Below are 14,685 nucleotides of genomic sequence, written 5' to 3'. Positions count from 1 at the left end.
GGTGAACTGGCTGTAAGTCACGCGACAACAGTCGAGGGTGGAAATCAACAGGCCGGGAGGGGCATCTGCCCCTTCCGGCCTGTTGTGTTATTGGAGGTGTCCAAGTCCAGATTGATGAGGAGGGAAGCCACGGTGCTGGAAGGCCTTACTGTCCCTGAGGTTTCGACATATGGAATGTGAATATATTTGACTAAGTAAATATCTTGTTTTTCGAATCCGGAGAATATAGCGAATCAAAATAAGTTTCAGCTGAGGCATATCAACTAACCTGCGCGATTGCTCGCTAGAAACATTGGAAGCTTATACCCGCTTGGATTATAGCGAATACAAATACGTTCCAGCTCAACCATGAGGACTTTCAACGCGATATCCCATGTGTCAAGAGTACGAAAAATCATTGAATCGGCTACAACTGGCAATGATTGACGTTTTCTCTCACGTATTGGATCGCAATATTGTCCAAGTTGGCGCTTGATCGTTTCGGTATAATTGAAACGGCTATATGTTGAATTTCCTTTGATTCAACATTTATGAATTTCTATCTATGAGGCAATGAACCTTCTAAGAAATACGATTCAAAAGAGCATCAGTTAGATATTAGTTTAGACCGAGGGTGAGGAACAAAAAAGTTTTTTAAAAGAGCGAACTTTGTCTGAAAAATAGAAAATACAGGTAGATATTTTCAGGAATCAATGGTAATTTGAAAACAAGGTTGTCTTCATTCAAACTTATACATTAAGACTGTGGTGGAGGTGTCTGTTAACGCTGACATTCCTTTTGCAGCTCAGGCCGTTCGCTTCGACGAGATACTAAAATCTGGCACGATTCCTCAAATTTATCTTGTCAGCGACTATATCGCGCAGCAGTGGGTTGAACGCTTGGTGCATTACGTGTTGAGTGTTCCTGGGACTAGCTATTCAATGCCTCAACTTGCGGCATTATTAGAACAGCTCGATCCCAAAAACCAGGTGTTTTTCTTTAAACGGCTTAAGGAAACAAGCCCTGATAGCTTGAAGCACTTTGCTCCATTATATTATGGGTTTATGGCTGAATTTCACCCTTTGTTATTTACATGATGGCATTTCATGTTTAGGCTAATATACGTAAATAAATTTTGTAAGTTTCATACAAGATGCCGTAATGTTCTAAGTGAAAAGTAGATAACGACAAATCGAAATGTGCATATGGAAATGTGAATCGATAAATCTGAGAGTTTATAAGGTGGGAGAATAGGAATGAATTCAACTTTACACAAGGCGGTTTCAAGTTTTTATAATCTTATTTATGAGGGCCAGGCATTTGCGAGTAGCATGGGTAGAATAGATGCTGCCGATCAGGAGCGATATTTTGGGCGTGTCGAGGGTTTAAATTGGGTGCTCGATCGCTGCCAAGAAATAGAAGATGTTGATGTGAATTTGACAACAGCATCACTTCAGAAACTTCTGGGAGACGTAAAGTCAGACCTTGAGCATGAACTTTCCATTCAACGTCGTGAAAAGGGGAGAAGAGCTGATGGACGTGAGGAAGCGCTCATTTTTGTCAGCGACTACCTTACAAGCCTTATTACCGCGACTGGAATTGAGTTAAGTAAGAGTCCTGTCTGAAAAACTGGGGGATATTACGTATTTTGCGGTTGCATCTTGCCCAGTATTCTGGGTTAGGATAGATGAAAAATAGTCTTCAGCATGGATGACGCAAAAAATAAAAAAGCCGTCCGAGAGTGGATTATTTTTGCGTTATGTCTTGGTCTTGGTGCACATGTCACCTTAGGGTTGGTGATACATGATGCCGAAAATTGGAAGCCGCAAACCTCTGGGATGTATGGCCTTCTTATCAGTTTAGCCATCTATGTTATGGTACAGGTGGTAAGGTCGATCTGGTGGATCGTGAAAGGCGAATCAACGGAAGAAAATTTTGATTAACGATTTCACTGTCGTTGATCTAAACAACCAGTCATGCGCATGGTGGCAAGCGTTATATTCACGGATTGTCATCTAAGACAATCCCTTCTTCAATCAGCATAATTGGAATTTGGTCTCGAATCGGGTAAAGAATTTTTTTATCTTCACGAATGAGACCACCATCGAGCTCTTCCTTTACTTGTTGTCCTGCCTTATTAAGAACTTTTCCATTTCCAATCCCTGTATTTAACCGTTGAATAAGGTCATCATCGGCTAGGGCCACGTTCAATTTTGTTTCTGGACAGCAGAGAATAGCTAAGAGTCCAGGATCAATCGTTCCTTTATTGGCGTTAGCCTGCTGTTCGTCCATTACGTACTCCTTTATCGAATTCTGTCATATTGAAGGGTTCACAAAATGTATCACTCTCTTTGAAAAGACACAAGAGTTCAAAATTACGGGATCCATCTGACGAGTTGGAGCATTCGCGAGTATGTCTTTTTCTCAAAACTTCGGTACGGTTGGGTGAATGAATTAGGCTAATCTGCTACAGTGAATAGGCCACGAGATAATAAGCCATGTTACAAACGTTTTCCTCACAACTTCAGCGGTACTTTTGGACGGGTTTATTCATCATTATTCCAGCCTGGGGGACGTTTTTAATCTTATACACGTTGTTTGATGCGCTCGATCACATGACCGTGGATGTTTTTCAGGCCGCGTTCAATGTTAAGGTTCCTGGGTCTGGGATTGCCTCGTTTGCGATTCTGGTGTTACTTGTTGGAGTGGGTATGACCCACTTTGTTGGGCATCGCATCCATACTCACATTGAAGAATCCGTTGCAAAAGTTCCTTTAGTACGAAGTATCTATCACACGTTAAAAAGTATGGCTGATGTCATAAACTTTAAAGAACGTTTTGGTCAAAGCAAAGTGGCCATGTTTCCCTTTCCGCGAGAGGGACTCTGGGGAATCGGATTTATTATGGGCTACGCTCCGCGGTGGTTGCAGGTGTCTCATGATGATGCGCTAGTTATGGTCTTTGTGCCGACGGCCATTCATCCGTTTACCGGCTATTTAGCCTTTATTCCGGAGCATAAAATTCAACTCATTGAATTACGTCCTGAAGAGGCGATGAAGTTAGAGTTCTCAGCCGGACTCTATCGTCCATCTCCTGGATGGCTCAATCCACCCTCACACTCGGCCTAAGTTTCAATCAATTGGTTGTGATATTGTGCAGATGAATGTCCCCCAACACGAGAACATCTTGATTCGAGATGCTCTCCCGTCGGACTTGAACCTTCTCGTAGAATTTAATGCCGCAATGGCGTTGGAAACTGAAGGACGAAGCCTCGACCAATCCGTGCTTCAAGCTGGCGTCCGGGCCATATTTGAACATCCTGCACGCGGATGTTATGTGATGGCTGAAGTGCAAGCAGCGCCATCGAGACCGGTCGTGGCTGGTCAGTTGCTGATTACCTATGAATGGAGTGATTGGCGAAATGCAAATTTTTGGTGGATACAAAGTGTCTATGTCCATCAAGACTGGCGGCAGCAAGGAGTGTTTCGTGCGTTGTATCAATATGTGTACGAGCAAGTTCAAGCGCGTCGCGATGTGTGTGGTGTGAGGTTATATGTTGAACAGGATAATGTCACCGCACGAGCCGTGTATGCCAAGATGGGTTTGGAACTCACGCCGTATCGAATGTTAGAACGTGACTTGATGGCACCTCCCAAGCTTGCAGACTCTCAACATGTTCCATAGTGATATCGTTCTTTTTCCAATTCATGGACAGGCAGAATATGTGCTTGCTAGTCTTCCTATTTAAATAACCCGTTTCCGAGTAAAAATCCCATGCAGTATCATGTTGCTGTTTCTCAAGAATCCAATGTCGAAAAAGCTGTGGCAGCGTTGCACGAATCGACTGTTCAGTCGTTAGGACAGAAATCTCCTGACCTGGCGTTTCTCTTTTTTTCATCACTCTTTTCGGAAGAAGCGAATGCCTTACAGGCGTTAGTTCAGGAAAAGATCTCTCCACGACATTTGGTGGGCTGTATGAATAATGGAGTGATTGGTAACACGGAAGAATTTGAAGAGCAGCAGGCCATCATCTTGTGGTCCGCTGTGCTTCCGGATGTCACCATGACTCCGATTCGATTGACGGCGTATGAACATGACGGGCGCCTTTCTCTGAAAGGTTGGCCCCAAGATTTTCAATCCCACACTCAGAGGCCATACTTTTTCCTTTTGGCTGATCCTTTTACGACTCCCATTGACGAGGTGTTCGCCTCAATCGATCAAGGCTCTCCAGGATCTTTGGCTATAGGAGGTATTGCGAGTGGTGGAACCGATAGTGGCGAAAACCGACTCATGCTCAATCAGGATCTCCATGACAGTGGAGTCGTGGGAGTGGCCCTAAGTGGACAAATCGAAGTTCGTACGGTCGTTTCCCAGGGGTGTCAACCAATTGGGGAACCGTATGTTGTGACAAAGTCGGAGCGAAATATCATCTATGAATTAGGTGGGTTGTCCATGTTAGACCGACTCAAAACGACGATACAAGATCTACGTGATACGACGAGTGAGCATGTGTCGCAATCGCTTCAAGTTGGTCTCGTCATGAACGAATATCGTGGAAAATTTGAACGGGGAGATTTTCTCATTCGAGACCTGATGGGGGCCGACGAAAAGTCCGGTGGGGTGGCCATCTCAGATATTGTACATGAAGGACAAACACTCCAATTTCATCTTCGAGACGCCACGGCTGCCGATGAGGAATTACAAACGCTTATAGAAGAAGACTATCGAACTCATATCGATCGGCCCGCGCAAGGCGCCTTGCTTTTTAGCTGCAACTGTCGAGGGACACGATTATTTCAAGAGCCAAATCACGATGTCACAGTGATACGAAAGCAGATGGGGAATGTTCCCATTGCCGGGTTTTTTGCTGGAGGAGAAATTGGACCGGTCGGCGGAAAAAACTACCTGCATGGCTATACCGCGAGTGTTGCCCTATTTTGTGAACCCTCAAAAGCGAATTCGTAATCATTCCAATTATTCACGTTGAATACGGAAAAAAGGAGAACGCGTATGTGTAGAACATTGAGCAAAAAAAGCCTCATGATATTTATGATGAGTGTGCTGTTGTGTAGCCTTGGTACGGTCGTTCAGGCAGCCGATGAAGGAAAAGTTGTGACGACTGAATCTGGGCTGCAATATGTGGATGTCGTTCCAGGTGACGGACAAGAAGCGAAAAGTGGTGATGATGTGGTCGTGCATTACACGGGAACATTAACCGATGGCACGAAATTTGACAGTTCCAAAGATCGAAATGATCCGTTTTCCTTTCCTCTTGGCGCTGGGCAAGTCATCAAAGGATGGGATGAGGGGGTCGCAGGGATGAAAGTTGGCGGAACGCGTCAGCTCATTATTCCGCCGGATTTAGGATATGGCGCACGAGGGGCAGGTGGAGTCATTCCTCCCAACGCGACGTTGAATTTTGATGTTGAGCTTCTCGAAGTCAAATAAAATAAAAGGTCACGAGCGATCTCACGTATGAAAAAAACGCCATTATATGAAGCCCATCAGAGCCATGGGGCCAAGCTTGTGGACTTTGCAGGCTGGTCGATGCCATTGCAGTATTCAGGCGTGATCGATGAATATCATGCGGTCCGACAACACGCCGGGCTGTTCGATGTGAGTCACATGGGCCGTCTCATGTTTTCAGGGGAAGGGGCGCTCGACTTTTTACAATGGGTCACGACCAACGATGTCGACAAATTAGCAGTGGGTCAGGCGCAGTATTCGATGGTCTGCAATCCAGAAGGCGGGATCAAGGACGATGTGTTTGTGTACCGTACTGATTCACATGAGTATTTATTGTGTGTGAATGCGTCCAATCGAGAAAAAATCAGCCAATGGTTATCTAGGCAGCAAGACAAAAGACAATATAACTTCACGTTAGAAGATTGTTCAGCTGAGATGGCACAGTTGGCCCTGCAAGGGCCTCAGTCCAAAGCCATTTTACGCGATATTCTACAAGATGCATCTCTTGATGAACTCAAACCGCGCTGGTGTCTGAATGCCACGGTATCAGGTGACAATGTCTTGATTACGCGAACAGGATATACCGGAGAGCTTGGGTACGAACTATATCTGTCAGCAGAACGGGCTGCTGAATTGTGGCAACGCCTCATTAAGGTAGGAGAACCGCATGGGTTAAAACCCGCTGGGCTCGGCGCACGTGATCTGCTACGCCTTGATATGGGGTATTTTCTGTATGGAAATGATCTCACTGAAGAAACGACGCCAGTTGAAGCCAGAGCAGAATGGGTCGTCGGATTTCAAAAACCGGAATTTATCGGTTCCGCTGTTCTAAAAAAACAAAATCAAGATGGTCCTACTCGAAGGCTGGTCGCGTTTGAGCTGCTCGAAAAAGCCGTTCCCCGCCATGACATGGCCATCTATGCCAAGGACGAACAGATTGGACAAGTCAGTAGTGGAAACTTCTCGCCCACACTTCAGAAAGGGGTCGGGTTAGGATATGTTGCGCCGCAACATTCGAGTGATGGAACACCGATTGAAATTCAGGTGCGTGGCAAAAAAGTTCCTGCGATGGTGGTGAAGCTGCCATTCTACAAACGAAAATCGTCCACATAACGTTCCCGTACATCAGCTCGTAACTCATGAATGTCAAGCACATCTATTCAGGAAAGTTTCTCACCTACAATATTGATACCGTTACACTCCCCAATGGAGCGACCGCGGAATTAGAAATGATTCGGCACCCCGGTGCGTCAGCTGTTGTTCCGGTGAAAGACGATGGGACGGTCATCCTGATTCGTCAGTTTCGTCATGCGGCGGGTGGGTTTATCTATGAAATTCCAGCCGGGAAGTTGAATCCCGGGGAAGATCCGCTCGATTGTGCCAGTCGTGAATTAGAAGAAGAAATTGGGTATCGAGCAGAAAATCTGGAATTACTTACAAGTCTCTTTACCGCACCAGGATTTACGGATGAAGTGATCCATGTTTACAAAGCGACCGGCTTAGTAAAAGGGCAGCAGCAGCTTGACCAAGATGAAGTCCTTGAAATTCTCGAATGGCCAATGGACAAGGCTATTGCTGAAATCAAGAATGGCACGATTCGTGATGCGAAGACGATGGTGGGGCTGCAGATGGTGTATCTAGCGACGAAGCGCTAATCAATTGAACCAATTCTGCTCCCCATATTTTTCTTCTAGATCTACAGTCAGCCTTCATTCCCCTATTGTGCTTTACCTTGAATTATTTGGAGCCGATTAAGAAATTCAAGAACTGTGTTGGAGTGACGATTGAAATATGACGAAATGGATTCAGGACCAGCAAATCTTTATCGCCTGAAATCACCTGAGATGCATTCCCGCTGACAGCGAGTTCGAGAAACTTCTCATCTTTTGGGTCCCGACAGCTTTGAATTTTATCCGTGACTTTTATGAAAGTTGCTGTTTGAATTAGTGTCCGAAGAAACTCTTCTCTCGTTTTCTTTTTCAAATAGCGGTCAAATTTGTCACGACGAAGAATCTCTGCTAATTCGTCCGTTACTTCTGTGGAAAGAAGTAATTCCCCACAAGACAAAGCTAACTGAAGGGCTTTCCTCGGATTGCGCTCATCGAATAACAGTGCACTGACAATGGTATTGGTATCAAAGACAAAGCGGAGCTTAAGGCTCATCTAGAATTTCTTTCAATCCATCCTCCATCAGACCAGATTTTCGAGCTTCTTTACTGGCCTCACGCATAATCTCCTCTAGTGAGCGTGATGGTTGAGCTGTTTCACTCAATTTCAAGCTGAGTAAAGCATCAAGTTTAAGACGTTCTTGTTCTGATGCAGTCTGGTAAATATTGGCAGCCTTAGGAGTCACGCGAATAGTAATTTCTTGGGTTTCCATATGCTTGCCCACCTTATCGAGGTATCCAAGATTGCTTCGAATGTTCTTCCGCATTTCGTTTTTTGGGATTAGATAAAATTAATTTTGCCATCTCCCAATTAATGAATTGGGAACGTCCTTCGGCAAGTCGTTGTCGGCGTTCATTTAATATGTCCTTGTGCCAGGTTGGGGACTTAACAACCTCAGTAGTATGGGCAAGATTGTCCCAGAGAGATTCTATTGCTGCCAGTTTATCCCGAAGAGTCATGTTCTTGAGAGGTAGGTTGTAAGACATACTTGTAGTATATCTCAGTGCAGAATGGATGCAAACACTTCAGTAGAAAGGTTTATCTATGAATTTCCAACTGGGAAATTGTATCCAGGAGAAGACCATCGAGACTGCGGAGGGTGAGAATTAGAAGAAGAAATTGATTATAAGCCAGAAAGCTTGGAACTATTCACCAGCATCTTCACCGCTCCTCCTGGGTTCACAGATGAAGTCCTGAGATTCTCGACTGGCTACTGGACAGGGCTATTGCTGAGATTAAAAATGGGACCATCCGTGATGCCAAGACGATGGTTGGGTGGTAGATGGTGTATTTATAGGCTACTACATGCATTTTCCAATAATTTATTCAGCGGTTCTTCGCACTGCTTCCTGGAGAACAACTTGAACGTGGACAGGTGTGGGAGTCGCAAGAGTTTGATATTCCGTTCGCTGTCATAATCTACAATCTCTGCCTTAATAGTTCCCCAGCCAGTATTCATCCCTTGCCGTTGTATCTGCTGACAATTAAAAGCTTTTGGAATTATTGTAGAAAGACGTGAAAACGTGTCTTTATCTATACATATAATGAGTTTGGGACGTACCAGCATAAAAACATTCATCCAGAGATTTTCGCCAAATACCAATGATTCAGGCCTATTTTTTAAATCTTTTAATCGGGGAGATCGAAAGGGAATGAAGTACCCAATCAAAGATTTTTCAATAAGTTCGCTTCCGGATATAGACGAATTAGTATGTTCTGAGATTTTGACGAATAATCGCTGAACTTGAATTTGTAAATGACTAGCACCAGGAGCTTTATTGTGCCAGCTCTCCACTAGGTAGGAAGATCCTGATTCGCAACTCGCCGTAGGATGATCGTTAGGGATAGTATTTCCAGCAGGATTGGATGTAATGAGTGCGATGGCTGGATCTTGTCTTAGTACGTCTCGCGACACATTTAAAAATCTCCAGCCCAATTTGTGTCCCAATCGTTTATAGGCACGATCAATGTCTGAAACAAGTTGTTCGAATGAGATGCTCATTTGTTTCGATGAAGACTAACGCCTACAGCAGGGGGATAAGCGAAGCATGGTCAGGCTGATTACAAATGATTATGTTTAGAATGCTATTACCAAGGTAGGAGATATAAGCATAAAAACAGAGACTATTCGCGATGCAAGGACAATGGTTGGGTTGCGCAGGGTGTTTCTTACTAGCTGTAGTTATTAATAAGTAATCCTGCCCCTGTCATTTTAAAAACGATTTACGGTTTTTTTTATATTTAAACATTGGCAGTTAAAGAAAACTTTTCTCAAGATATCCTGACAAGGTTTATCCAGACTGCGTAACAGCTGCCTTCGATTGGGAAGAATGGCATTGAAGTCTTGAGGTCACGTTATACAGGAACATATACAGCCCAAGTAAGCCTTGTTTTGCTTCAACTGGGTTCACATCTGCGTGCACCCCTTTTGACGCAACATCATTCAAACGTCGTGCGAAATTAGCTAGATACTCTAACTCTGAACGCAACAAATCACGTGATGATGAGTTGTCAAATGTTATTGCAATATATTCTTGTAACCGATTGAGATACTGATCATTGCCAAGATCCCGTTTTATGCCATCCTTACATTTAACCATTTCTTTTTTAGGCGGATATAAGAAGTCGGCGGATGCTTTAATTGCGCGGCGGACTTGTGTCAGCAGCAGTGAACAATCTTCGAGGTCGTTTGAGTCGACAAGCTCTGCAGCCTTGTTAAGTTTCGTATAAACATCCTCTGAGTGGGATTTTAGGTAATTGTTTACGTCAGTGTGAATTTGAGCGAGAAAGCTTTGAGACTTATTTTTCGCTTTTAACTCACATTCGATGCGGATGGCATAGTCTAAGCAGCGTGTTTTAATTTGTTGTTTAACCGTTTGTAACGCCTTTACTCGAAGTCTAATTGTAGTTTTCTGATTTGAGTACTCATCAGCAAATGCAGCTGTGTCATATACACCCATGCCAGTAGGAACCTGCATGTCAGTGATTGTTCTATCCCACAGCTCAAGTTCGGATTCAATCTCCGATATGCCTATTGTAAGAACATCTTTTTTTTTCGCCGTTGGGATTTTCGCCAAGACTAAAGTTAAGAGTGTGTGTATCAAGCCAGTATATAAGCGAATGTTCCCAAAAGAATTTCTGAGCATCCTGCGTTAGGTGGCTAGTAGTGTTATATACTATGCGCATGCACTCGTCCTTACTCGGATTCATCTCTCGAAGAAATACTGCAGCGTAAAGAAAATCCTGACGGTTTCGAGCCATGCGTAGACATATCATGACAGCCTTGTCTACGTGATCGTTCTCTAAGTGGTCGTAGATACGTTCGATTGCAGTGAAGTAGTCCATAATCCTGCTTATATTCCGACTCGAAATAGAACGTCAAAATACATCGTGATTTTCTGCCATAAACTTGAAATATGCGAGACTTTTACAATTTTGTCAACGATTTGCTATAAGACGCAGTATCAATTTAGCTAGGATTGTGTTGAACCTTGGTCATAATCGGCAACAGCCGAACAAATAGAAGTGTTGGAGAACACGGAATATACAAGTGACATTGCTATTTCCTGATATTAAGGTTCTCCACACCAAAGATTTTTCTGGAGGGTGACCTACATGGCGACGTTATAGCCGATTCAATGAACTTCCGTACCCCTGACACGTTGGATACCGCGTAGAAAGTCTTCATAGTTCAACTAGTATTTATTTGAATTCGCTATAACCATTCGAATTCCGGATGACACGCATGCCCGTCTTCGTCGATTAGCACGACACCGCAAGGTGAGACTCAACAAACTGGTTGAAGAACTTTCCACTGCAACTTTGGCTCAGTTTGACGCAGAAGTACGATTCCAAGTACGGGCTCAACGAGGTTCATCTCAAAAGGGGCTTCGAATTTTGGATAAGCTTGAGAAGTCTAGTTTGAAGAAAATCCCCAAACGGTGAAAAGGAAACAATTAAAAGTTGAATGTGGTGAGTGCAAGCGACCTAGGACACGATAGTTCAGTGGGCCAATGGCCTACAGTCAACTATCTCTTAATTTAAAATAGCGGGTGCATTGAAATTGGCATTATAGGTGTCCTAGGCCACGGTAGTTCCGTGGGCCATGTGTGATTTGTAGGCAGTCTATGTTGGTGTGTGGTTTTCTTTGGTGACGGATAATAAGGTGTGCCTAGGCCACGGGAGTTGAAGGTTGCTTGGCTACTGTGCCTGAATTTTTGTTGTAAGTTTACCAGCTATTCAACGTTTTACAGGTGTCCTAGGACACGATGGTTGGACAGGCAAGGGCATTTGGCAAGGCATCTTTATTTAATTATTGGGACTGCAAGTTGGTGTTGCGATTACAGGTGTCCTACTAAGTAAGTCGCTTGGCTAGGCGTTGAGCCACGCGGGTCATGGCGGTGGAGCGATCGGCGGGATCAAGGAAGACATTCAAGATGTAGATGTTCTTTTCATCGGATATGGCAGTCTTCAAGCCTTTGACTAACTCCTCGTACGTGTGGATGAGCAGGCCGACTCCCCCGCCGATTAACTCACAGATTTTTTCATAGTGCCATTCTTGAAGGTCATTAAACGGACCTTCGAGAATTTCTCGTTCGGTGGTATACCCATGGTTATTGAGTACGATGACGATGGGAGCTTGTCCGTGACGAAGGCACGTGCTCAACTCTGTTCCGGTCATTTGAAAGGCGCCGTCTCCGACAAGGACGACGATTCGTTTCGAGGGATCGGCAAAGCCAGCGCCTAATGCCGCAGGCATGCTGAACCCCATGGAGGTGTAATAGGCCGGAGAAAGAAATTCAGCACTTTCATGAACGTGAAGATCAGCAGATGCAAAAAGCGATTCTCCCACATCGGCGATGACTAAATGGTTTTCTGTTAACAGACCGTCGAGATGACCAAAAAGGCTGTGTAAGGTGACCGGGGTTAATGGAGCTGGCTCTTTAAAGAGCAGCGGATCTTGTTTGGGTAATGGTCGTGCTGGGAATGAGGGGAGGGGAGCAGAAGACAGGGCTCGCACAAAGTCTTCAAATCGAACATCGTCATAGCGGTGATGTTTGATGATGATGGCATCAGCAGTGGCATTAATCGTTCTTCCCGAGGCTAACAATTTGGTGTGCACCTTAATATCATCAATATCTGTGAGAACCGTCCCCATCGTCAGGAGACAGTCGGCTTCATCGACAAATGCCAGAACTTCCTCACGACCGACCAATTCTCCATAAACTCCAATGTATAATGGGTGATCTTCCTGAATAACCGATTTGCCTAAGAGGGTTGTGGCGATTGGTACATGCATGCGTTCAACTAATTGACGTAAATCATTCTGAAGGCCAAATCGATAGATTTCAGCACCCGCTAAAATGACGGGACGTTCGGCGTTGGCTAATATTTCCCGAACTTCTCCAACGGCTTCTTTCAGTGCGACTGGATCACTTGAACATTCCGTTTCTTGAGGAACCGTGACTGATTGCACTTTGACTGGCGCCAGCACCATATCGCGAGGAATTTCCAAATAAATCGGTCGTTTATACCGTCGCAAGGCCTCGAGGGCTCGATCAATCTCATGTTCTGCCGTTGCGGGATCATCGAGAACCACAGAGGCGACCGTGATCTTGTCAAAGATTTCACGTTGAGTAGTATGGTCCCGAACCATATGATGCAGAAAGGGAGTTTGAATGCGTTCCGCTGCCCCGGGTGACCCGGAAAGCACGACGACCGGTGATCGTTCTGCATAAGCACAAGCGGTGGCATTCACGATATTCAATCCACCCACACAATAGGTGACGCAAACCCCGCCAATGCCCCGAATCCTGGCATACGCATCGGCCGCAAATCCCGCACAATCTTCACGGGTCGTCCCGATTTGCTGAATGGGCGATTCCTCAATCAATTGGTAGAGCGTCAAGATATAGTCACCGGGAATACCAAAAATGTGGTCAAGACCAAGGTGATGCAACCGTTTGAGCAGGAGAGAGCCAATCGTTTCTGTCATGGGTTTGTTTCCTTTGTTAACCATTTACTTAATTATACCGAAAAAGATTACAAAGGATGAAAAAATCCGTCTATCCTGGTAGACCAGTTTCAAGGCAGGTTACCAGTCACAACGAGCATATTTTCATTTTCAGCCAGTGCGGTTCGCCATCGAGTTCTTTCGGGAGATGCCAGGATGATAGTTGATTCCGTAATGATTGCAAAGGTTGTCACTGTGGAAATGGATGACAGTCTTGAGTATGTGAGAGGGATTTTTCTGAAAGCCAGCTTTCATCACCTCTTAGTCAGTAGTGAAAACTATTTGGAAGGGGTGATTACTGAAAAAGACCTCTGGCAAGCCTTGAGTCCCTATGTCGGAACATTTTCCGAAACGGACCGTGATTTAGCGACCTTACAGAAACGCGCGCATCAGATCATGCGAAGACATCATCCAACGGTGTCACGTGAAATGACGATTGAAGACGCTGCGCACCTCCTTCTCGATAAAGATATTTCCTGTCTTCCAGTCGTCAAGCAAGGCGGAATCATTGAAGGCATTGTCACCTGGAAAGATATTTTCCGCGCCATTCTCTCCCAGTCACATCAGTAGCAGACTTTCTCCATCTAAATCGTTTTGTTTCGATCGGAAAATGATCATTCTTGTCGAGGTGTATCTCTTTCGACCCTTCATATATCCAAAGTGATATCTCGCTCCAGCATGGTGTGACACATCTTGGTGTTTTTTAAGAGCGGCATTATTGAATATTTCTCAAGCCATCCTACACACCCATCACAGTGGAACGTTGACTCCAAGTTGGTGCGAACTTTGCTCACATTAAGATTAGGTACAAAGAGAATGCTGATGAAGCACATGAATCTTCACTTAGGGGTCGATACGTTGAGCATTTCTTGAACAGGTTATTTTTATGGCCTATCGTGTGAACGGGGAGGGATGGCATATGGCATGGGAATTCATTGGAGCTGGACTGTATCTGTTGGGTGTCTTGACGGTGTTTGTGATGACTCTGACAAATTCTCAATGTCCCGGTTCTAACGAGGACTCAGAAAAACCTGAGTCAAAATCAGATGAGGTTGATTACAAAAAAGCGGCATAAGCCAATAATACTGCCGTCGTAATGATCGCAGGGGCATGGTGTCCGTGAAACGAATATGTGAGAAAATTGAAATATTATTTTTGGAATATTTTTTGCTCAACTAAGGTTGTATGGTGCGAGTAAGTCATAGAACCTGGGCTGGGTAGAACCATTCGGAACTGCAGTGACGGTTCCAGAGGCATCTGTTAGGAAATGGATGGAATGAACTATCCAGCGTACCAGGGTTTCGTTTCAGGATGTTTTCGGATGCCTGCTCAAACATATTTTTAATGATGCCTATTGCACTATCATTCGTGCCGACTTACCGAGGCCTGATAAGAGAAACATTCAAATTGGGCAAATTTTCACAACTGAATACACTGAACGAATAGGAAAGGAAAACCTTTACGAGTCTACACATTCACGTCACAATGGTGGGTCTATCATCCACGCTCAACACTTACCTCTCTAATCAGAGAGACAGAGAAGGAGCCTGACGCATGAA

20 protein-coding genes are annotated in these 14,685 nt (G+C 44.6%); 12 read left to right on the top strand and 8 right to left on the bottom strand.

The features are described from left to right. The coding region (locus ACWQXP_RS01815; RefSeq protein WP_454061120.1) for a hypothetical protein at nt 1-180 on the top strand (180 nt) is incomplete at its 5' end. Nucleotides 181-263: 83 nt separating this feature from the next. On the opposite strand, the gene ACWQXP_RS01810 is transcribed toward ACWQXP_RS01815, so the two are convergent. Beyond that, nucleotides 264-398, bottom strand: coding sequence for a hypothetical protein (locus ACWQXP_RS01810; protein WP_454061119.1), 135 nt, complete (start codon nt 396-398; stop codon nt 264-266). Nucleotides 399-752: 354 nt separating this feature from the next. On the opposite strand from ACWQXP_RS01810, the gene ACWQXP_RS01805 reads away from it, so the two are divergent. The 3 genes from ACWQXP_RS01805 to ACWQXP_RS01795 all read left to right on the top strand — a co-directional run bounded on the left by ACWQXP_RS01805 (nt 753) and on the right by ACWQXP_RS01795 (nt 1,922). Next, complete coding sequence (locus ACWQXP_RS01805; protein WP_454061118.1) at nt 753-1,076, top strand: hypothetical protein; 324 nt, start codon at nt 753-755, stop codon at nt 1,074-1,076. Between the two features lie 159 nt (nt 1,077-1,235). Then, entirely contained in the window at nt 1,236-1,604 is a 369-nt protein-coding gene (locus ACWQXP_RS01800; RefSeq protein ID WP_454061117.1) for a hypothetical protein, read from the top strand. An 81-nt stretch (nt 1,605-1,685) separates the two neighbouring features. Further along, nucleotides 1,686-1,922, top strand: coding sequence for a hypothetical protein (locus ACWQXP_RS01795; RefSeq protein ID WP_454061116.1), 237 nt, complete (start codon nt 1,686-1,688; stop codon nt 1,920-1,922). A gap of 58 nt (nt 1,923-1,980) precedes the next feature. Here ACWQXP_RS01795 and ACWQXP_RS01790 read toward each other — a convergent pair whose 3' ends face one another. Then, entirely contained in the window at nt 1,981-2,271 is a 291-nt protein-coding gene (locus ACWQXP_RS01790; protein ID WP_454061115.1) for a Trm112 family protein, read from the bottom strand. A gap of 206 nt (nt 2,272-2,477) precedes the next feature. Here ACWQXP_RS01790 and ACWQXP_RS01785 point away from each other — a divergent pair, with 206 nt between their 5' ends. From ACWQXP_RS01785 to ACWQXP_RS01760, 6 genes are all read left to right on the top strand, one after another. Then, complete coding sequence (locus ACWQXP_RS01785) at nt 2,478-3,107, top strand: DUF502 domain-containing protein (protein WP_454061114.1); 630 nt, start codon at nt 2,478-2,480, stop codon at nt 3,105-3,107. Between the two features lie 58 nt (nt 3,108-3,165). Further along, the gene (locus tag ACWQXP_RS01780) at nt 3,166-3,663 is read left to right on the top strand and encodes a GNAT family N-acetyltransferase (protein WP_454061113.1); all 498 of its coding nucleotides are present in this window, start codon (nt 3,166-3,168) and stop codon (nt 3,661-3,663) included. Between the two features lie 90 nt (nt 3,664-3,753). Next, entirely contained in the window at nt 3,754-4,944 is a 1,191-nt protein-coding gene (locus ACWQXP_RS01775; protein ID WP_454061112.1) for an FIST signal transduction protein, read from the top strand. 75 nt (nt 4,945-5,019) lie between these two features. Beyond that, the gene (locus ACWQXP_RS01770) at nt 5,020-5,427 is read left to right on the top strand and encodes an FKBP-type peptidyl-prolyl cis-trans isomerase (protein ID WP_454061128.1); all 408 of its coding nucleotides are present in this window, start codon (nt 5,020-5,022) and stop codon (nt 5,425-5,427) included. 27 nt (nt 5,428-5,454) lie between these two features. Further along, nucleotides 5,455-6,558 (top strand): glycine cleavage system aminomethyltransferase GcvT, encoded by a 1,104-nt coding sequence (gene gcvT, locus ACWQXP_RS01765; protein WP_454061111.1) that lies wholly within the window; start codon nt 5,455-5,457, stop codon nt 6,556-6,558. A gap of 26 nt (nt 6,559-6,584) precedes the next feature. Further along, nucleotides 6,585-7,100 carry an NUDIX hydrolase gene (locus ACWQXP_RS01760; RefSeq protein WP_454061110.1) on the top strand — a complete coding sequence of 172 codons (516 nt, stop codon included), beginning with the start codon at nt 6,585-6,587 and terminating at the stop codon, nt 7,098-7,100. Between the two features lie 82 nt (nt 7,101-7,182). Here the strand turns inward: ACWQXP_RS01760 and ACWQXP_RS01755 are convergent, their stop codons facing one another. From ACWQXP_RS01755 to ACWQXP_RS01730, 6 genes are all read right to left on the bottom strand, one after another. Continuing rightward, the gene (locus tag ACWQXP_RS01755) at nt 7,183-7,608 is read right to left on the bottom strand and encodes a putative toxin-antitoxin system toxin component, PIN family (RefSeq protein ID WP_454061109.1); all 426 of its coding nucleotides are present in this window, start codon (nt 7,606-7,608) and stop codon (nt 7,183-7,185) included. Continuing rightward, nucleotides 7,598-7,825 (bottom strand): hypothetical protein, encoded by a 228-nt coding sequence (locus ACWQXP_RS01750; RefSeq protein WP_454061108.1) that lies wholly within the window; start codon nt 7,823-7,825, stop codon nt 7,598-7,600. The genes ACWQXP_RS01755 and ACWQXP_RS01750 overlap by 11 nt, the downstream gene beginning before the upstream one ends. Before the next feature lie 13 nt (nt 7,826-7,838). After that, nucleotides 7,839-8,072, bottom strand: a complete 234-nt coding sequence (locus ACWQXP_RS01745; protein WP_454061127.1) for an addiction module protein — start codon at nt 8,070-8,072, stop codon at nt 7,839-7,841. A gap of 332 nt (nt 8,073-8,404) precedes the next feature. Next, complete coding sequence (locus ACWQXP_RS01740) at nt 8,405-9,115, bottom strand: hypothetical protein (RefSeq protein ID WP_454061107.1); 711 nt, start codon at nt 9,113-9,115, stop codon at nt 8,405-8,407. A 289-nt stretch (nt 9,116-9,404) separates the two neighbouring features. Beyond that, the gene (locus ACWQXP_RS01735; RefSeq protein WP_454061106.1) at nt 9,405-10,190 is read right to left on the bottom strand and encodes a hypothetical protein; all 786 of its coding nucleotides are present in this window, start codon (nt 10,188-10,190) and stop codon (nt 9,405-9,407) included. A 1,277-nt stretch (nt 10,191-11,467) separates the two neighbouring features. After that, nucleotides 11,468-13,108, bottom strand: a complete 1,641-nt coding sequence (locus ACWQXP_RS01730; protein ID WP_454061105.1) for an alpha-keto acid decarboxylase family protein — start codon at nt 13,106-13,108, stop codon at nt 11,468-11,470. Between the two features lie 174 nt (nt 13,109-13,282). Between ACWQXP_RS01730 and ACWQXP_RS01725 the strand changes: the two genes are divergently transcribed. Next, nucleotides 13,283-13,696: a CBS domain-containing protein gene (locus tag ACWQXP_RS01725; RefSeq protein ID WP_454061104.1), complete on the top strand. Its 414-nt coding sequence runs from the start codon at nt 13,283-13,285 to the stop codon at nt 13,694-13,696. Between the two features lie 316 nt (nt 13,697-14,012). Beyond that, on the top strand, nt 14,013-14,201 hold the full coding sequence (locus tag ACWQXP_RS01720; RefSeq protein ID WP_454061103.1) for a hypothetical protein: 189 nt from the start codon (nt 14,013-14,015) through the stop codon (nt 14,199-14,201). Nucleotides 14,202-14,685 lie beyond the last annotated feature (484 nt).

The organism is Candidatus Nitrospira salsa (genome assembly GCF_965152625.1).
Note: the sequence above shows the minus strand (reverse complement) of the source record. Positions and strands in the feature narration are given on the sequence as shown.